Origin of the sequence: Mycobacterium syngnathidarum (genome assembly GCF_001942625.1) — a bacterium.
Lineage (GTDB): Bacteria > Actinomycetota > Actinomycetes > Mycobacteriales > Mycobacteriaceae > Mycobacterium > Mycobacterium syngnathidarum.
In genome coordinates this window covers 18510-36480 of the sequence record NZ_MLCL01000061.1, presented here as the reverse complement: position 1 = coordinate 36480, position 17971 = coordinate 18510, and the positions used below count along the sequence as shown (strand labels likewise).

Below are 17971 nucleotides of genomic sequence, written 5' to 3'. Positions count from 1 at the left end.
CGTCAGGGGCGCCTTGCGTAGCCGACATGGTTGAGCCGGAAGGCGACATCCCCGTCGCGCCGGCCACCACCCGTCGCATCGCCGGTCTGGCGCTCCCGGCGCTCGGGGTCCTGGCGGCCGAGCCCGTCTATCTGCTCTTCGACATCGCCGTCGTCGGGCGTCTCGGTGCACTCGCCCTGGCCGGGCTGGCCATCGGTGGTCTGATCTTGGGCCTGGTCAACTCGCAGGGCACGTTCCTGTCCTACGGCACCACGTCACGCTCGGCCCGGATGTACGGGGCAGGTGACCGCGAGTCAGCGGTCGGTGAAGGCGTTCAGGCCACCTGGCTCGCCCTCGGGCTCGGACTGCTGATCATCGTGGTGGTGCAAGCCGCGGCGGTGCCGCTGCTCGCGGCGATCGCCGGCCGTTCCGATATCGCCGGCGCCGCACTGCCCTGGCTGCGGATCGCAATCCTGGCCGCCCCGGCGATCCTGGTCTCGCTGGCCGGCAACGGCTGGATGCGCGGGGTGCAGGACACCGTCCGACCGCTGCGCTATGTGGTGTTCGGGTTCGCGGTGTCGGCGGTGCTGTGCCCGCTGCTGGTGTACGGCTGGCTAGGTCTGCCCCGGCTGGAGTTGGCGGGCTCAGCGTGGGCGAACCTGGCGGGGCAGTGGGTGGCGGCGGTGTTGTTTCTCCGTGCCCTGGTGATCGAGAAGGCAGCGTTGCGGGTGCGGCCCGCGGTGCTGCGGGCACAGTTGACCATGGGCCGGGACCTGCTCCTGCGCTCCCTGGCTTTCCAGGCGTGTTTCCTGTCCGCAGGCGCGGTGGCCGCGCGATTCGGTGCGGCCTCGGTGGCGGCGCACCAGGTGGTGCTACAGGTGTGGAGTTTCCTGGCGCTGGTTCTTGATTCGTTGGCCATCGCCGCGCAGTCACTGGTGGGTGCGGCGCTGGGGGCCGGCCAGCTCGTACATGCCAAGAGCGTGGCCGGGCGGGTGACACTGTTCTCCACCCTGGCCGGGGTGGCGCTGGCCGTGGTGTTCGCCGTCGGTTCGTCCGTGCTGCCGACGGTGTTCACCGACGATGAGTCGGTGTTGACCGCCATCGGGGTGCCGTGGTGGTTCATGGTGGCTCAATTGCCCGTGGCCGGCATCGTGTTCGCACTCGACGGCGTGCTGCTGGGCGCGGGCGACGCGAAGTTCATGCGTAACGCCACGCTGGCCAGCGCACTCATCGGCTTTCTCCCGCTGATCTGGCTGTCACTGATCTACGGCTGGGGGCTGTTCGGCATCTGGTCGGGCCTGAGCACATTCATGGTGCTGCGGCTGATCTTCGTCGGCCGGCGCGCCTTCTCCGGACGCTGGCTGGTGCCGGGGGCGGCCTGAATCAGCGGCGGGTACCGCACACCACCCAGACGGCCCCCTTGCCGCTGCCACTCTCGGACACCGAAACGTCGTCGAATCCGGTCTCGCGGCACAACGCGGCGAACGACTCTGCCTGCTGCCGTGTCCAGCCGTGGCTGGCCAATCCGGTTGCGTCGTCGGGAGATTGGCGTTCGATGGCGATCAATCGCCCACCCGGTGCCAGCACGCGGCGGGCCTCGGCCACCGCCGCACCGACGTCCTGCCAGTGATGCACGGTGGCCAGCGCCCACACCACCGTCGCCGACCCGTCGGCCACCGGCAGGGTTTCGGCACAGCCCTCACTCCAGGTGATGGGCATGCGCCGCGGGGTCACCAGCCGCGCCACGCGCAGCATTGCCGAGGCGGGGTCCACGCCCGTGACTCGCGCGCCACGTCGCGCAGCCACGCGGGCGGCAGTACCGGGACCGCAGCCCACATCGACCACATGGTCCTGGGGCGAGATCCGCGCGACGTCGGCGGCCATCCTGGCCTTTGCCCGACCCACCAGCAGGAAGGCCACCGCGCACAGCACCCCGGTGACCCCCGCGAACCCAGGGTGGTCGGCATGGTGATTGATCGCACGTGCGGCGTTCATAGGTAGACCTTGCCGGTTCAAGGCGGCTTGAAGTCAAATGGCGGCATGGACGTGATTCCGATCGGCGAGGCCGCGGCGCGGTTGCAGATGAGTCCCTCGGCGTTGCGTTACTACGACGAACGTGGCCTGGTGTCGCCACGGTTGCGGCGGGCCGGCAAGCGGATGTACGGCCCCGAGGAGCTTCGCCGGCTGGCACTGCTCAAGATCGTGAACCGGTTGGGTCTTCCACTGGACACCGCGGCAGCGGTGCTGGATGCACCGAGTGAGCAGTGGCGTGAGACGGTGCGGGAGCAGATCGCCGCACTGGATCGGGTGATCGCGCAAGCGCAAGGGGCACAACAGTTTCTGATGCATGCGCTGCGTTGCCCCAAAGACCATCCGGCGCGCGAATGCGAAACGATGATCGGGGCGCTGGACCGGCTAGTCGATGGAATGAGCGTGGAGGAACTCGCCGCCGATCAGAACGGAAATGGCTGGCTCGTCGAGCAGCGGGCCCCCGAGGAATCCGGCTGAACAAGACCCGCTTGTCACGCTGGGGTGGCACTCGACCTCGACTGCCACCCCAGCGTGACAAAGAGCGGGTCAGCGCACCTGCGCGCGTCCCCGTTCGATGACCGAGCTGCGGCTGGCCGCGATGTCGTCACCGCTGGCCGTCGCCATCCACTCACGCGCAGAGGCCGCTTCGATCCACAGCCCTTCATTTGTCTGCGACTCGTCGATGCGGTGGTAGGAGGCGAGCAGGGCCCGTACGGCAGCCTGGTTGTTGGCCACGATCGAGGCGGCCACCTTGCGAGCCGTGGGCAGCAGCTCGTCGTGGGGGACCACCTCGGTGACCAATCCGGCGCGCAGCGCCTCGGTGGCCGAGAGGTAGTCGCCGGTCAGGCTCATCCGCCGGGCCATGCCCACGCCGACCTTCTGCGGCAGACGTACGCTCAGGCCCCAGGTCGGCAGCAGCCCGACCCGCGCATGGGTGTCGGCGAACTTGGCTTGCTCGGAGGCGATCAAGACGTCGCAGTACAGCGCCAGTTCCAGACCGCCTGTGACCGCGGCGCCGTTGATCGCGCCGATCACCGGCTTGGTCATGGCCGGCCACTTGGGGGAGATGTCGGGCAGCTCGGTGGTGTCGCCGAGTTCTTTGAGATCCAGGCCCGCGCAGAACACCGGATCGGCGCCGGTCAGGATGACGACATCGACACCCTCGTCGGCCTGGGCGTCGCGCAATGCCCGGTAGAACTCGGTGCGCAGCCGCGACGACAGGGCGTTGCGGGACGCGGGCCGGTTCAGGGTCAGGGTGCGGACCCGGTCGGTGGTCTCGATCAGCAGTACGTCATCACTCATGCGATCAACCTATCGTGGGGTCATGTGCCGCAATATCACGGAGCTGCGTGGTCTTGAGCCCGCTGCCACCGACGAAGAGATCGAGGCCGCCGCCCGCCAATACGTACGCAAGGTGAGCGGCATCACCCGCCCGAGCGGGGCCAACATCGAGGCGTTCGAGACCGCCGTCGCCGAGGTCACCGCCACGACCACCCGGCTGCTCGACGGGCTGGCCCCGCGCCGGCAGCCGCCCAAGACCGTCCCGCCACTGCGCCGCCCGGAGGTCCGGGCCCGGCTGGCTGCGAAGTGACCCACAGCCTGGCTACCCTCCCGGCCCTCAAAGAGTGGAGCGCGGCCGTGCACGCGCTGCTGGACGGTCGTCAGAGCGTGCTGTTGCGCAAGGGCGGTATCCACGAGAAACGATTCTCGGTGGCCGCGCCGGAGTTCGTTCTGTTCCCGACGGTGGCGCACAGCCATGCCGAACGGGTGCGGCCAGAACACGCCGATCTGCTCGACGCCGCTGCCCAGGACAGCACCGAGGATGCGGTGACCATTCGAGCCGGTGCGAAAGTGGTTGCCGCAGTGGAGGTCAACCACCCGGAGTCGATCGATGAACTCGCCGATCTGCACATCTGGACCGCTGAATCGGTGCGTGCCGACCGGCTCGATTTCCGTCCCAAGCACCGCCTGACCGTGCTGGTGGTCCAGGTCAGCCCGCTGCGCCCGCCGGTTCGGCTGGCCCGCACACCCGAGTTCGCCGGGTGTAAGAGCTGGGTCGAGCTGCCCGTGCCTGCGGATTGGGGCCCACCGGTGCACGACGACGCATTGTTGCGTGACGTCGCCGAGCGGGTGCGGACCTCAGTCGGCTGACGGCGGTACCGGCCCGGCCGGCAGCACGACCCGCGACAGTCCACCCTCGCCGTGATACACGGTATGGGTGGCGCGAACCAGCTCGGAGCCGGAGATCGGGGGCTGGGCGGTACCCAGATTGCGGGCGAACCGCGGGTGCGAGCCACCGGCGATCATCACCCTGATGCGTGACCCCGCCTGAAAGCGGTGTGCGACCGCGTCCAGCTCCAGGCGCACCGGCCCGGTGTGACCGTTCAACCGGCGGAATGCGTCGGATACGTTGCGGGACCGGCCTTTCATGTCCACCTCGCTGATCCGCACGAAGATGTCGTGGTAAGGGTTGTCGCAGCTGTGCGCCAGCTCGACGACCGGGCTGCCCGCCAGGTAGAGGTCGGCGGCAAGTGGGTCACCGGTGAAGGTCAGCACATCCTTGCGCCGGGCCAGGCGAGTGTCGTCGCGGTAACCGCCGGTAGCGGCCAACAGCCGGCCGCCGACGGTGGGTGTGGGGTCGGCGGGGTCATAGGTGAACGAGGAACCCGGTGACGTGTCCGGTGGCACCGAGTCACCCAGGCGCCCCGCCGGCTGCAGGAACAATTCATGCTCGGGCATGGCCGGCGGCCAGTCGGCCAGATCCACCCAGCCGTGGCCGTTGACATGGATGCGGACGGCGCTGCGGTCGGTTTGGCCGTCGCCCGCCAGGTGGGTGCCCAGCCAGTCCAGGGACTCGCCGACCACGGTGGTGAGTCCCTTGGTCAACAGTTGCGTATGCGTCCACGGACCGACGGTCAATGCCACCGGGACGTTGCGCCGGTGCAGCTGCTCGTACTGCTCCAGCGTCTGGCCCAGGAAAAGGTCCTGCCACCCGCTGAGCAACAGGATGGGCACCTCGACGTGTTGCAGTGCTTCATCGAACCGCAGCAAATCCCAGAACGGATCGTCACGTTCGGGGTGTTCCAGCCAGGATTCGAACCACGGGGCACCGGCGCCCAGCAGCCGGCGGCTGGCCGAGCCCATCGGCAACCCGGCGGTCGCCTTGGCCAGTTCGGCCGGTCCTCGCAGTTGGCGGGCCAGCGCCTGGACCACACCGGGCTCTTCTTGACGGGCCACCATCGCGCTCCAGCCCAGAAAATCGTTGAGCGTGAAGGATCCGGTGCCCCAAGCTGATTCGCTGAAATCGTGCGGGCCGACGGTGATCACGGCCGCTTTCATCTCCGGCGGCGGATCGGCCAGCAGCGCCCATTGGGTGAAACCGAGGTACGACAGCCCCACCGTGGCGAACGACCCGGTGAACCACGGCTGGTCCCGCAGCCAGGCCACGGTGTCGGCGCCGTCGGCCATTTCGTGGACCATCGGGGTGAACCGCCCGCCGGAGCCGAAGGTGCCGCGCACACTCTGCAACACCACGTGATAGCCGCGGGCCGCGTAGACCTGAGCGAACACCGGTGAGAACGGGAAGCGACGGCCGTAGGGTCCGCGCGCCAGCAGCGTGCCTGCGGGACGGTCGGTGACGGGCGCGTAGTGGTCGGCGACGAGTTCGACGCCGTCCCGCATCGGCACCCGCAGCCCGTGGCGCACGGTGAAGTCGGTCTCGTGCGGCGGTAGCCCCAGAACCTTGCTGACGGCCTTACCGGCGTACCGGCGGAATGTGCTCACGCGACCAGGCTACGTAGATCGCTCACCGTGCTGCTCATACCGCGGTGCATCTCAGAACTTGTAGTAGGGCGCCAGCTCGTGGGCCCGCTGCAGGTTGGTCTGCAGGCAGTCGGGCCGGTCCGGCGAATGGATGGGGGAGTAGAACAGCGACTGCTGGATGACGCCGTAGCTGGTCTTGAACGCCACCATGCAGGTGGTCCACCAGCGGTCGTTCCAGTCGGTGGGCTTCATGATCCAGTACTGGGCGGCCCGGTGCCCGTCGATGTCGAGTTCGACCGCGTCGGGCGGGATGGTCTGCTCGTAGGTGCGCCACACGAAAGCCTCGACCGCCATCTGGTAATTGCCGGCGTCGTAATGGCACCGCAGGCTGTCCTCGGGCTCCGGTGGGCTGACGGCCAGGCCGATCCGCTGGACCACGTCGAACGGGATGTCGTTGCAGGGGTCGAACGGCGACGGGTCGGTGGTCTCGATGACCGGCCACTTGATCGTCGTGGAGACGTTGGTCATCGGCAGATCGGTGACATCGAGGTGAAGCGGACCGCTCGCACCGCCGGTCGGGTTCGACTGCCACCCTACGATCACCGCCGACACCAGCGCCGCAACCAGCCCTGTCGACGCCGACAGGAGTCGCAACTTGGCGGCCATCACACCCCCTCATCGTTTGGTGGCAAAACGTTCCCCGGCTTGCGGGGAGTGTAGCGGTCGGTCGCAACGGACTCGACCATAAACGAGAACCTGTTCTAGTTGTCAACGGCGCGCAGCGCCGCCGCCCGGTTAGGCTGGTCCGTTGTGGTGATGCAACTGTGGTGATGGATCACGAGTCGAGGGACCGGCAGCCGATCCTGTGGGCGATCAGCGATCTGCATACCGGGCACAACGGGAACAAGCCGGTCACCGAGTCGTTGTACCCGGCCTCGCCCGAGGATTGGCTGATCGTCGCCGGCGATGTCGGAGAGCGTACCGACGAGATCCGGTGGGCCCTTGACCTGCTGCGCAAGCGGTTCGCCAAAGTCATCTGGGTTCCGGGCAACCACGAACTGTGGACGACCAACAAAGACCCGATGCAGATCTTCGGGCGGGCGCGCTACGACTATCTGGTCGACATGTGCGATCAGATGGGTGTGATCACCCCCGAGCACCCTTTCCCGGTGTGGACCGAACAGGGCGGCCCGGCCACAATCGTGCCGATGTTCCTGCTCTACGACTACACCTTCCTGCCCGAGGGGGCGTCCACCAAGGGTGAGGGGCTGGCCATCGCCCGGGAGCGCAATGTGGTCGGCACCGACGAGTTCCTGCTGTCCAGCGAGCCGTATGCGACCCGCGACGCGTGGTGCCGCGATCGGGTGGAGTCGACCCGCAAGCGACTCGACGATCTGGACTGGATGACGCCCACGGTTCTGGTCAACCATTTCCCGCTGGTGCGGGAGCCCTGCGATGCGATGTTCTACCCGGAGTTCTCGCTGTGGTGCGGGACGACGGCCACCAGGGACTGGCACACCCGCTACAACGCCATCTGCTCGGTGTACGGTCACCTGCACATTCCGCGGACCACCTGGTACGACGATGTGCGCTTCGAAGAGGTGTCGGTGGGCTATCCGCGCGAGTGGCGTCGCCGCAAGCCCTTCCGCTGGTTGCGCCAGATCTTGCCCGACCCCGATTACGCGCCCGGTTATCTCAACGAGTTCGGCGGGCATTTCCAGATCACCGCCGAGATGCGCGCCCACGCGCAGCAGATGCAGGAACGGATCAAGGCCAGGCGCGCATGAGCGACACGTTGTTGGGACAGGTGCTGCCCGCGATGCCGGATACGCTCGCCGCGGCCGAGATGTATGACGACCCGCCCGGCTTGCCGGCGCTGCCCGAGGAGGCGGCGCTGGTGTCTCGCGCGGTGGCCAAGCGGCGCAACGAATTCACCACGGTGCGGTACTGCGCCCGCCGGGCATTGGGTGAGCTGGGCGTAGGCCCGGTACCGATCCTCAAGGGGGACAAGGGCGAACCATGCTGGCCTGAGGGCATCGTCGGCAGCCTGACCCACTGCCAGGGCTTCCGGGGTGCGGTGGTGGGCCGCGTCGGTGGCGTGCGGTCGGTCGGCATCGATGCCGAACCGCATGACGTGCTGCCGGACGGAGTTCTGGGTGCCATCTCGCTGCCGTTGGAGCGCTCGGAGATCAGCGGGCTGCCCAACGGTCTGCACTGGGATCGAATCCTGTTCTGTGCCAAGGAGGCCACGTACAAGGCCTGGTATCCGCTGACGCACCGATGGCTCGGGTTCGAGGATGCCCACATCACGTTCGGGGTGGACGGGACGGGCACGGCCGGAACATTCCGGTCCCAGGTCCTCATCGACCCCGCCGCCGAACACGGGCCGCCGCTGACCGCTCTGGACGGCCGCTGGTCGGTGCGCAACGGCGTGACGCTGACGGCGATCGTGCTGTGAGCGGCCCAGATCCGGGCTTGGTGATCGTCGACAAGCCGGCCGGGATGACCAGCCACGACGTGGTGGGGCGCTGCCGTCGGTTGTTCGGCACCCGCAAGGTCGGCCACGCCGGCACCCTCGACCCGATGGCGACCGGGGTGCTGGTGGTCGGCATCGAACGCGCCACCAAGATCCTCGGCCTTCTCACCGCCACCGACAAGTCCTATTCCGCGACCATCCGACTCGGACAGACCACCACCACCGAAGATGCCGAAGGTGAAGTGCTGCAGGAGGTTTCGGCCGCGCACGTGACGGATGAGCAGATCGGGTCCGCGGTCGCGGCATTACGGGGCGACATCGAGCAGGTGCCGTCGGCGGTGAGTGCGATCAAGGTCGGCGGTCAGCGCGCTTACAAGTTGGCCCGCGAAGGACAGACAGTCGAGTTGGCTGCCCGGCCTGTGCGGATCGACCGGTTCGAGGTGCTCGCATCCCGGCGGGTCGACGATTTCGTCGATGTGGACGTCGAGGTGGACTGCTCGTCGGGTACCTATATCCGGGCGCTGGCTCGCGACGTGGGTGTCGCGCTCGGTGTGGGCGGCCACCTGACGGCGCTGCGCCGCACCAGGGTGGGTCGTTATGGGCTGGACGAGGCCCGCACGTTGGACGACCTCGCCGAGCAGGCCCGGCTGAGCTATTCACTCGACGAGGCCTGCCTGGTCGGGTTTCCGCGCCGGGACCTGACCGAGGCGGAAACCGAGGACACCCGGCACGGGCGCGCCCTGACGCCGGCCGGTATCGACGGGGTCTATGCGGCCACCGCGCCCGACGGGCGGGTCATCGCATTGCTCGAAGACGGGCCCAAGCGCACCAAGGGTGTCGTGGTGTTGCGGCCCGCGACGTTGTAGGTCCACCCGGGGTGAATAACATGCAATCAAGTTGGTATGTGAACAACGCCCGAGTGGCTGCCGCGGTCGACTAGGATTCGGTCGATGTCGGAAGTGGTCGGTAATCGCGGCGGGCGACGCACGCAGGCCGAACGGAGCGCGGCGATGCGCACCCGGCTGCTGGATGCCACCGTCGAGTGCCTGGTCACCTACGGATACGCCGGCACCACCACGCAGCGGGTCGCCGAGGTCGCCGGTGTCACCCGAGGCGCCCAGGTGCACCACTTCCGATCCAAGGAAGACCTCGTGGTGGCGGCCATCGAACATCTGGCCGAGCAGCGCGCCCAAGCCGCGGTTCGCGATCTGGGCCGGGTGGCGGCGAGTCCCGATGCCGCCTCGATGGTGCTCGACTACTTGTGGGAGTCCCACCAAGGACCGGTATTCGTTGCGACGCTGGAACTCTGGGTGGCCGCACGGACCGACGAGGTGCTGGCCGCGCAGATCGAGCGCGTCGAACCGATCGTCACCGGTGCCTTGGTCGGTGCGCTTGCGCAATTGGTTCCGGATCGGGCTGCGCAGAAAGAACTGCGTGACCTGGCGTACACCGCGATGGATGCCCTGCGGGGGATCCTGTTGTCGAGTTTCGCCGACCGCGATCCCAAGCGGACAAGAAAGCGGTGGGACCGGGTGTGTGTGCACCTGCGCCGCATGCTCTCCGACACCTTGACTGCTGAAATCTCGTCGTAGGCAGGGCCGCGCCGGGGCCGTTTACCGGTAATTCGTCGCCATGAGATGGGCCGATTCGAGCCTCTTGTAAAGATACAAACCAGTTGGTATGTTTCTGGCACCGCACAGAAAGAGAGGGTTTGATGCCCAACAAGGTGTATGTGATCGGTGTCGGAATGACGAAGTTCGAGAAGCCCGGTCACCGCGTCAACGACGACGGGTCGGCGTGGGACTACCCGGACATGGCGCGCGAGTCTGGCTCGAAGGCGTTGGCGGACGCGGGGATTGACTACCACGAGGTTCAAGAGGCCTACGTCGGTTACGTCTACGGCGAGTCCACCTCGGGGCAGCGCGCCGTCTATGAGCTCGGGATGACGGGCCTGCCGATCGTCAACGTGAACAACAACTGTTCGACCGGTTCCACCGCGCTGTACCTGGCTGCCCGCGCGGTGCGCAGCGGCATGGCTGAGTGCGCGCTGGCGCTGGGCTTCGAGAAGATGCAGCCCGGTTCCCTCGGGTCGACATATGACGATCGCGAACAGCCGATGGCCAAGCACTTCCTCGCGCTCGCCGAGATCTCCGAAGTGCTGTTTCCGCCCGCCCCGTGGATGTTCGGCGCGGCCGGCCGGGAGCACATGAAGCAATTCGGCTCCACCGCCGAACATTTCGCCAAGATCGGCCACAAGAACCACAAGCACTCGGTGAACAACCCGTACGCGCAGTTCCAGGACGAATACACCATGGACGACATCCTGGGTTCGCGGATGATCTACGACCCGTTGACCAAGCTGCAGTGCTCACCGACCTCGGACGGTTCCGGAGCGGCGATCCTGGCCAGCGAGGATTTCGTCGATAAGCATGGGCTGGCCGGCCAAGCTGTGGAGATCGTCGGGCAGGCGATGACCACCGACTTCGAGAACAGCTTCGACGACAGCTGCAAAGCGTTGATCGGCTACCACATGAATGTCGCTGCGGCCCGGCAGGTTTACGACCAGTCCGGGCTTGGGCCGGACGATTTTCAGGTGGTCGAGCTGCACGACTGCTTCAGTGCCAACGAACTGTTGCTCTATGAGGCCCTGGGATTGTGCGGCGAGGGTGAGGCACCAAAGTTGATCGACAACGGCGACACCACTTATGGCGGTCGATGGGTGGTCAATCCGTCCGGCGGACTGATCTCCAAGGGGCATCCGCTCGGTGCCACCGGCCTGGCCCAGTGCGCCGAGCTGACCTGGCAGCTGCGCGGCTCCGCCGACAAGCGTCAGGTGGAAAACGTCACTGCCGCACTGCAGCACAACATCGGCCTGGGCGGGGCCGCCGTGGTGACCGCCTACCAGCGGGCTGACCGTTAACCAACCAAACCGAAGGAGTATCGACAATGGGACATATCGAAGCAACCCGCGACCTGACGGCCGGCCCTGATGCGCTGTGGGCGACCGTGTCGGACCCACAGACGTGGGACAAGTGGTTCACCGTGCACGACAAGTGGTTGGAGGAGCCGCCGGCCACGCTGACCGAGGGTGCCCGGCTCACAGCCAAGATCGTCATGCTCGGAATGGCGAACAAGATCGAGTGGACCATCGAATCGGTCGATGCGCCCAACAGCCTGGTGCTGTCGGGCACCGGGATGGCCGGTGTAAAGGCGAAGTTCGCGTTCACGATCGAGCCGATAGCCACTGGATCCCGGTTCACTGTCACCGGCGATTTCGAAGGGGCCCTGGTCAAGGGAGCGCTGGCCAAGGCCGTGGAGAAGGACGGGGTCAAGCAGCTCGACAAGAGCCTGGACGCACTCGACGCGCTGGCCTCGGCGGCGGCATGACCGCGGCGAACAGCACCACGGACGAAGAACTGGTCTTCGACGACTCCGGGCTGAATACCTGGACCGAGGAGGAACGGTTCGAGGTCACCCGGGAGAGGCTCGCCGAATACGCCGCGGCCACCAACGATCCCATTCCGGCGCACCGATCCGGTGACATCGCCCCACCGGTGTTCGCCATCGTGCCAGTGTTCGAGGCGCTGCTGGTTCCTGCCGTCGACGTACTACCCGTCGAACTCATCCCAAGGGTGGTGCACGGCGAACAGGACTTCCACTTCCACCGGCCGATCCGGCCCGGCGACAAGCTGGTGTCCCGCGGCAAGATGATCGGGTACGAGGGGCTGGAGAACGGTACCCGGGCCGCGATCTACCTCGAATGTCGCACCGAGGAAGGCGAACTGGTCAACGAGCAGTACGTCACCACATTCGTGCGGGGCTTCGATGCCGGCAAGACGATGGGGGAGTTGAGCCCGACCCACCGCTTCGACGAGGCTTTGCGGGCCGGCGCCCCGGTGGCGACCGTCGTCCAGCACGTCGACGACGACCAGACATTCCGGTACAGCCCGGCTTCGGGCGACCCGATGCCCATTCACCTCGACGAGGAGGTGGCGCGCGACGCGGGCCTGCCCGGCATCATCGCGCATGGCCTGTGCACCATGGCGTTCACGTCGTGGGCCGTGCTCACAGAAGTCGCGGGATCGGATGTGAACCGGCTCAAGCGGTTTGCGGTGCGGTTCTCCAAGATGGTGCTCCCTGGCGACGACCTCGAGACCCGCATCTGGCGGAAGGGGTCGTCCGACGGGGTCACGACATACGCATTCGAAACCGCCAGGGGTTCCGATTTCGTCATCACCGACGGCCTGGCCGAAATAGCCGAGGAGGCATAGCAGATGGGTGCATTGGAAGGACGCGTCGCGGTCATCACCGGCGCGGGTCGTGGAATCGGGCGGGAACATGCCCTGCTGTTCGCGTCGGAAGGCGCGAGTGTCGTCGTCAACGATCTGGGCGGCAGCAATGCCGGTGAGGGCACAGACGCCGGGCCGGCGCATGACGTGGTCGCGGAGATCCAGGCTGGCGGCGGCAAGGCTGTGGTCAACACCGCGAACGTTGCCACCTGGGACGGGGCGAAGTCCTTGGTCCAGCAGGCGATCGACGAGTTCGGTCGGCTCGACGTGGTGGTCAACAACGCCGGAATCCTGCGGGACGGGTTCATTCCGACAATGTCCGAATCCGACTGGGATGCGGTGATCGCGGTCCACCTCAAGGGGCACTTCTCGGTGCTGCGCCATGCGGCCGAGTACTGGAAGGCGCAGTCGAAGGCCGGAGATCAGCCCAACGCAGCGGTGATCAACACCGCATCCGGCTCGGGCACCACGATCCCGAATGCCGGCCAGGCGAACTATGGGTCGGCCAAGGCCGCGATCGCCGCACTCACCCTGGTCGCCGCCGATGAGCTGGAACGCTACGGCGTCCGGGTCAACGCCATCGCTCCGATCGCGCGGACCCGGCTCACGCTGGCGACGCCCGGCATGGGCGCGCTGATGGCCGAACCCGAGGACGAGGGGGAGGTCGACCTGTTCAGTCCGGCCAATATCTCTCCGCTCGTCGCCTACCTCGCGACGGAGAAGTGCCCGATCACCGGGCGGGTGTACGCGGTTCAGGGCGGGGCGATCTCGCAACTGGCCGGTTGGCATGACGTCGAGACCATCGAGACCGACGGACTGTGGCAGATCGACGACATCGCCGGGCGGTTGCCGTCATGATCGAGTGGTCCGACACCGACGTGATCATGCGCGACACGGTGCGCGAGTTCATCGACAAGGAGATCCGGCCGCATCTCGACGGGCTGGAGAGCGGTGAGCTGTCGCCGTACCCGTTCGCGCGCAAGCTGTTCAGTGAGTTCGGTCTCGACGTGATGGCCGCCGAGGCGGTCAAGACCATGCTCGACAAAGAGCGTGAGCGTGGTTCGGGTGAGAGCCGCGAGAAATCCGGGGGTATCGGCGCGCTCGGTGAGCAGGCCTCGATGGCTGCCGTCATGGTGTCGGAGCTCGCTGGAGTGAGCATCGGCCTGCTCAGCACCATCGGCGTCAGCCTGGGACTCGGTGCGGCGACCATCATGAGTCGCGGCACCCTGGCGCAGAAGGAGCGGTGGCTGCCGGAGCTGATGACGCTGGAGAAGATTGCGGCGTGGGCGATCACTGAGCCAGACGCGGGTTCGGATGCCTTCGGTGGCATGAAGACTTACGTCAAGCGTGACGGTGCGGATTACATCCTGAACGGGCAGAAAACCTTCATCACCAACGGCCCCTACGCCGACGTCCTCATCGTCTACGCCAAGCTGGACGAGGGCAATCACGCTTCAACAGGGTCCTCGCGCGAGCGCTCGTCCGAAGACCGGCGGGACCGCCCGGTGCTCACCTTCGTGCTGGACGCCGGGATGCCGGGGCTGACCCAGGGCAAGCCGTTCAAGAAGATGGGCATGATGTCCTCACCCACGGGTGAGTTGTTTTTCGACAACGTGCGGATCAGCCCCGATCGGCTTTTGGGGGAGACCGAATCCCACACCGGCGGCGACGGGCGTGACAGTGCGCGAGCCAACTTCGCAGCGGAACGGGTCGGGGTGGCGTTGATGTCGTTGGGCATCATCAACGAGTGCCACCGGCTGTGCCTCGACTATGCGAAGACCCGAACGCTGTGGGGCAAGAGGATCGCCGAGTTCCAGTTGATCCAGCTGAAGCTGGCCAAGATGGAGATTGCCCGGATCAACGTGCAGAACATGGTGTTCCAGACACTGGAGCGGCTCAAGGCCGGACAGATGCCGTCCCTTTCCGAAGCGTCGGCGATCAAGCTCTACTCCTCGGAAGCCGCGACCGAAGTCGCCATGGAGGCCGTCCAACTGTTCGGCGGCAACGGCTACATGGCCGAGTACCGGGTGGAGCAACTCGCCCGGGACGCCAAGTCGCTGATGATCTACGCCGGCAGCAACGAGGTGCAGGTGACGCACATCGCGAAGGGGCTGCTCGCGGGATGATCGCGGAAAGTCGGGCCAGGTTCGGTGGGGTGGGCACCAGGGTGCTGTCGGTGCCGGGCAACGGGACCCCGGTGGTGATGCTGCACGGCTATGCCGATTCTGCCGACACCTGGCGCGCCGTGCTCACACGACTGGAGGCGTTGGGGCGCAACGCGGTTGCGGTTGATCTGCCCGGCTTCGGCCGGGCGGATCACCGCCGGCCAGGACCATTGCTACCGCAGTTCGATGCGTTTACCGACGCGCTACTGGCTGAGCACGGGCCTGCGATTCTGGTGGGCAACTCACTCGGAGCGGCCACCGCCGTGCGTGCGGCTACCCGTAATCCGGGCTCGGTGTGCGGGTTGGTGGCCCTCGACGACCCGCTGAATGCACGGCACTGGCTGGCCCGCGCGGCCAGGTACCGCGACCTCCCGGTCCGGTTCTGGAATGGCGTGGGACGAATTCCGGTACCGGCTACCGCGGTCCGCTGGGCGGCGAGGCGAAGTGTGGTGCGCGTGCTGTACGGCTCGCCCACCATCGAACCCGACCCGGTGGTCATGACCCACTGGGCGACAATCTGCGCCAGCCAGGCATCCGTTGCCGCACTCGGCCGATATGCATTCCAGTACGCGCGTGAGACCCGCGGCGGCCACCGCGACGTCCGGGTCACCTGCCCCACGGTTGTGGTACACGGCGCACGCGACCGCATCATCCCGGTTGACGCGAGTCATGTTCTGCACCAACAGATTCCAGGAAGTGAGCTCGTGGTCTTGCCCCGATCTGGTCATTGCCCCCAACTCGACGACCCCGACGCCGTGGTTCGGCTGATCACGGCAATCGGAGCGGCCGCATGATGGGTGCACTGCATCAGCTCCGCGATGTCGCGGCGGCGGCGCTGGTTCTGCAGCGCCGTGGGCTGGTCGATCTGAGCGATCCCCTCGAAGCGCTCCGCGCGTCCCACGCCTTGCGCAAGTATGGGTCATTCGGCGGCCTGCTCACCCACGCCGCTGCACGCTACGGTGACGCGACCGCGCTCGTTGACGAGGCCGGCACCATGAGCTTCCGCGATCTCGAACGAACGTCGAATGCGTTGGCCCGTGGACTGTCCAGCAGGCGAATCAAAGCGGGATCTGTGATCGGTGTCCTCGAACGCAACCATCGGGGACTCATGCTTGCCTTGGCTGCGGCGGGCAAGGTCGGCGCCAGGGTGGTGCTGCTCAACACGGGCTTCGCTGCACCGCAGCTGGCTGATGTCTGTGAGCGGGAGAATGTCTCGGCGGTTGTCGCCGATGAGGAGTTCGTCGGACTGCTCGATGCGTTGCCCGCGGACATCGAGCGCATCATCGGATGGGCTGATGACGCGACGATGCTGCCGACCCTTGATGCGATCGCAGCGGGAGAGTGGCCCGACCCACTGCCGGCGCCGAGAGCGGTGGGCGGGATGGTGTTGTTGACCAGCGGTACCACCGGGACCCCCAAGGGGGCACCGCGAAACAAGGTGAGTCCGTTGCAGTCCGCGCAGCTGCTTGACCGGATCCCGTGGCCCGCAGGCGGCACCTATTGTGTGGCGGCACCGATGTTTCATGCCACCGGATTGGCGACCTGCTCGCTGGGGCTTGCCCTGGGCAATCGCGTTGTGTTGGCTCGCCGGTTCGAGCCCGAGGACACACTTGCAGCGATTGAGACCCACCGGGTGAATGCGCTGATTGTCGTGCCGACGATGTTGCAACGCATTCTCGACCTGGGGTCCGACGTGCTCGCCCGCTATGACACATCGTCGCTGGGGGTGGTATTCGCTGCCGGCTCGGCGCTGTCGCCCGACCTCTGCCGGCGCACCGCCGAGGTGTTCGGCGACGTGCTCTACAACCTGTACGGCTCGACTGAAGTCGCTGTTGCCGCTGTCGCCACACCAGGTGAGTTGCGTGCGGCGCCGGGCACCGTGGGGCGCCCTCCGGTCGGCTGCACCCTGGCCGTGTATGACGAACACCGGCGCCGGATCACCGAACCAGGTAGGACCGGAACGCTTTTCGTCTCCAGCGGGTTGAGTTTCTCCGGCTATACCGACGGCGGGCACAAAGAAATCGTCGACGGCCTGTTGTCTTCGGGCGACACCGGGCATTTCGCCTCCGACGGGTTGTGGTTCGTCGACGGCCGCGATGACGAGATGATCGTCTCCGGCGGTGAGAACGTCTTCCCGCTGGAAGTGGAGAACCTCCTCGTTGCGCACCCTGGCGTCGTGGACGTCGCGGTGATCGGCGTCGACGACGACGACTTCGGAAAGCGGTTGCGTGCCTTCATCGTCAGCGATCCCGGTGCTGATCTGGAAGCGGACGATATCAGGGCGTACGTGCGTGCACACCTGGCCCGGCACAAGGTGCCCCGCGACGTCGTATTCGTTCCGACGTTGCCACGCAACGAAACCGGAAAACTGCTCAAAGGTGTGCTGCGGAAGGAGTTCAGATGAACGCGATCCCACGCCAGGGGAGCCGGGTGGTGGCGATCACCGGAGGAGCGCGCGGGATCGGGAAGGCAACCGCGGCCGAGTTCCTACGGGCGGGTGCGCGGGTCGCCCTCGGCGACATCGATGCCGAGCTGGTCGAGAAGACGGCGGTCGAACTTGAGACGGCCACCGGCGGTGTGGCCTGCGGTTTACCGCTCGACGTCACCGACCGGTCATCGTTCTCGTCGTTTCTCGATGCGGTCGAGGAACGACTCGGCCCACTGGGCGCCTTGGTCAACAACGCCGGCATCATGCCTACAGGCAGTTTCACCGACGAGACCGACGCGATGACCGACCGCATGGTCGCGATCAACCTGTCTGGGGTCCTCAACGGATCGAAGCTCGCCGCCCGGCGGATGGCCGGGCATGGTGGCCACATCGTCAATGTGGCGTCATTGGCCGGGGTGAGCGCCTTCCCGGGGCTGGCGACCTACTGCGCCACCAAGCATGCCGTCGTCGGATTCTCCGAAGCGCTGCACCTTGAGCTCGGCGGGCACGGCATCGGAGTCACCGCGGTACTGCCCGGAGTCGTGCACACCGAACTGTCCGCGGGGCACAGCACGCCGAAATGGATCCGGCCGATCGCGGAGGTGGAGCCCGAGGACGTCGCGATCGCGATAGTCGCTGCCGTGGGAGGCGAACGGACCACGGTTTCGGTACCACGGGCGCTCGGCGCGATGATCAAGATCGCCTCGGCGCTACCCGACCGGATGCGGCACCGAATCGCCCACGCCGCGCATTTCGATACCGCGTTCACCCGCGTAGACGCCGATGCCCGGCAGGCGTATCACCGGCGGCTGCAAGCCTGAGGCCGTAAGCGTCGCGTGAT

At 66.8% G+C, this 17971-nt stretch carries 20 protein-coding genes; 16 read left to right on the top strand and 4 right to left on the bottom strand.

Features of this window, described 5'->3' with window-relative positions:
* The first annotated feature begins 26 nt into the window (after nucleotides 1-26).
* Nucleotides 27-1361, top strand: coding sequence for an MATE family efflux transporter (locus BKG60_RS15195; RefSeq protein ID WP_070188001.1), 1335 nt, complete (start codon nucleotides 27-29; stop codon nucleotides 1359-1361).
* 1 nt (nucleotide 1362) lies between these two features.
* On the opposite strand, the gene BKG60_RS15190 is transcribed toward BKG60_RS15195, so the two are convergent.
* Entirely contained in the window at nucleotides 1363-1974 is a 612-nt protein-coding gene (locus BKG60_RS15190; protein WP_070944076.1) for a class I SAM-dependent methyltransferase, read from the bottom strand.
* A gap of 45 nt (nucleotides 1975-2019) precedes the next feature.
* Between BKG60_RS15190 and BKG60_RS15185 the strand changes: the two genes are divergently transcribed.
* Nucleotides 2020-2487 (top strand): MerR family transcriptional regulator, encoded by a 468-nt coding sequence (locus BKG60_RS15185; protein ID WP_070188003.1) that lies wholly within the window; start codon nucleotides 2020-2022, stop codon nucleotides 2485-2487.
* 69 nt (nucleotides 2488-2556) lie between these two features.
* On the opposite strand, the gene BKG60_RS15180 is transcribed toward BKG60_RS15185, so the two are convergent.
* Nucleotides 2557-3312: an enoyl-CoA hydratase gene (locus tag BKG60_RS15180; protein ID WP_070188004.1), complete on the bottom strand. Its 756-nt coding sequence runs from the start codon at nucleotides 3310-3312 to the stop codon at nucleotides 2557-2559.
* 22 nt (nucleotides 3313-3334) lie between these two features.
* Between BKG60_RS15180 and BKG60_RS15175 the strand changes: the two genes are divergently transcribed.
* The gene (locus tag BKG60_RS15175) at nucleotides 3335-3601 is read left to right on the top strand and encodes a DUF2277 domain-containing protein (RefSeq protein ID WP_070188045.1); all 267 of its coding nucleotides are present in this window, start codon (nucleotides 3335-3337) and stop codon (nucleotides 3599-3601) included.
* On the top strand, nucleotides 3598-4161 hold the full coding sequence (locus tag BKG60_RS15170) for a DUF1802 family protein (protein WP_075909741.1): 564 nt from the start codon (nucleotides 3598-3600) through the stop codon (nucleotides 4159-4161). Before BKG60_RS15175 ends, BKG60_RS15170 begins: the two co-directional genes overlap by 4 nt.
* Here BKG60_RS15170 and BKG60_RS15165 read toward each other — a convergent pair.
* Both BKG60_RS15165 and BKG60_RS15160 read right to left on the bottom strand, forming a co-directional pair.
* A complete protein-coding gene (locus BKG60_RS15165) occupies nucleotides 4150-5793 on the bottom strand; it encodes a CocE/NonD family hydrolase (protein ID WP_075909740.1) in 1644 nt (547 codons plus the stop codon). The two genes, BKG60_RS15170 and BKG60_RS15165, sit on opposite strands and share 12 nt — an antisense overlap.
* Before the next feature lie 51 nt (nucleotides 5794-5844).
* Nucleotides 5845-6438 carry a DUF3558 domain-containing protein gene (locus tag BKG60_RS15160; protein WP_070944072.1) on the bottom strand — a complete coding sequence of 198 codons (594 nt, stop codon included), beginning with the start codon at nucleotides 6436-6438 and terminating at the stop codon, nucleotides 5845-5847.
* A gap of 164 nt (nucleotides 6439-6602) precedes the next feature.
* Here BKG60_RS15160 and BKG60_RS15155 point away from each other — a divergent pair, with 164 nt between their 5' ends.
* The 12 genes from BKG60_RS15155 to BKG60_RS15100 all read left to right on the top strand — a co-directional run bounded on the left by BKG60_RS15155 (nucleotide 6603) and on the right by BKG60_RS15100 (nucleotide 17951).
* Entirely contained in the window at nucleotides 6603-7559 is a 957-nt protein-coding gene (locus BKG60_RS15155; protein ID WP_070188008.1) for a metallophosphoesterase family protein, read from the top strand.
* Nucleotides 7556-8230 (top strand): 4'-phosphopantetheinyl transferase PptT, encoded by a 675-nt coding sequence (gene pptT, locus BKG60_RS15150; RefSeq protein WP_070188009.1) that lies wholly within the window; start codon nucleotides 7556-7558, stop codon nucleotides 8228-8230. Before BKG60_RS15155 ends, pptT begins: the two co-directional genes overlap by 4 nt.
* A complete protein-coding gene (gene truB / locus BKG60_RS15145; protein WP_207553883.1) occupies nucleotides 8227-9114 on the top strand; it encodes a tRNA pseudouridine(55) synthase TruB in 888 nt (295 codons plus the stop codon). The genes pptT and truB overlap by 4 nt, the downstream gene beginning before the upstream one ends.
* Nucleotides 9115-9198: 84 nt before the next feature.
* Nucleotides 9199-9840 (top strand): TetR/AcrR family transcriptional regulator, encoded by a 642-nt coding sequence (locus BKG60_RS15140; RefSeq protein ID WP_070188010.1) that lies wholly within the window; start codon nucleotides 9199-9201, stop codon nucleotides 9838-9840.
* A gap of 122 nt (nucleotides 9841-9962) precedes the next feature.
* Nucleotides 9963-11168: a lipid-transfer protein gene (locus BKG60_RS15135; protein WP_075909739.1), complete on the top strand. Its 1206-nt coding sequence runs from the start codon at nucleotides 9963-9965 to the stop codon at nucleotides 11166-11168.
* 26 nt (nucleotides 11169-11194) lie between these two features.
* Nucleotides 11195-11635 (top strand): type II toxin-antitoxin system Rv0910 family toxin, encoded by a 441-nt coding sequence (locus tag BKG60_RS15130; RefSeq protein WP_075909738.1) that lies wholly within the window; start codon nucleotides 11195-11197, stop codon nucleotides 11633-11635.
* Nucleotides 11632-12519 carry a MaoC/PaaZ C-terminal domain-containing protein gene (locus BKG60_RS15125; protein WP_075909737.1) on the top strand — a complete coding sequence of 296 codons (888 nt, stop codon included), beginning with the start codon at nucleotides 11632-11634 and terminating at the stop codon, nucleotides 12517-12519. The genes BKG60_RS15130 and BKG60_RS15125 overlap by 4 nt, the downstream gene beginning before the upstream one ends.
* A 3-nt stretch (nucleotides 12520-12522) precedes the next feature.
* A complete protein-coding gene (locus BKG60_RS15120; protein ID WP_075909736.1) occupies nucleotides 12523-13395 on the top strand; it encodes an SDR family oxidoreductase in 873 nt (290 codons plus the stop codon).
* Nucleotides 13392-14663, top strand: coding sequence for an acyl-CoA dehydrogenase family protein (locus BKG60_RS15115; protein WP_075909735.1), 1272 nt, complete (start codon nucleotides 13392-13394; stop codon nucleotides 14661-14663). The genes BKG60_RS15120 and BKG60_RS15115 overlap by 4 nt, the downstream gene beginning before the upstream one ends.
* A complete protein-coding gene (locus BKG60_RS15110) occupies nucleotides 14660-15496 on the top strand; it encodes an alpha/beta fold hydrolase (protein ID WP_070944064.1) in 837 nt (278 codons plus the stop codon). The genes BKG60_RS15115 and BKG60_RS15110 overlap by 4 nt, the downstream gene beginning before the upstream one ends.
* On the top strand, nucleotides 15493-17106 hold the full coding sequence (locus BKG60_RS15105; RefSeq protein WP_075909734.1) for an acyl-CoA synthetase: 1614 nt from the start codon (nucleotides 15493-15495) through the stop codon (nucleotides 17104-17106). Before BKG60_RS15110 ends, BKG60_RS15105 begins: the two co-directional genes overlap by 4 nt.
* On the top strand, nucleotides 17103-17951 hold the full coding sequence (locus BKG60_RS15100; RefSeq protein WP_070188018.1) for an SDR family oxidoreductase: 849 nt from the start codon (nucleotides 17103-17105) through the stop codon (nucleotides 17949-17951). The genes BKG60_RS15105 and BKG60_RS15100 overlap by 4 nt, the downstream gene beginning before the upstream one ends.
* Nucleotides 17952-17971: the final 20 nt, after the last annotated feature.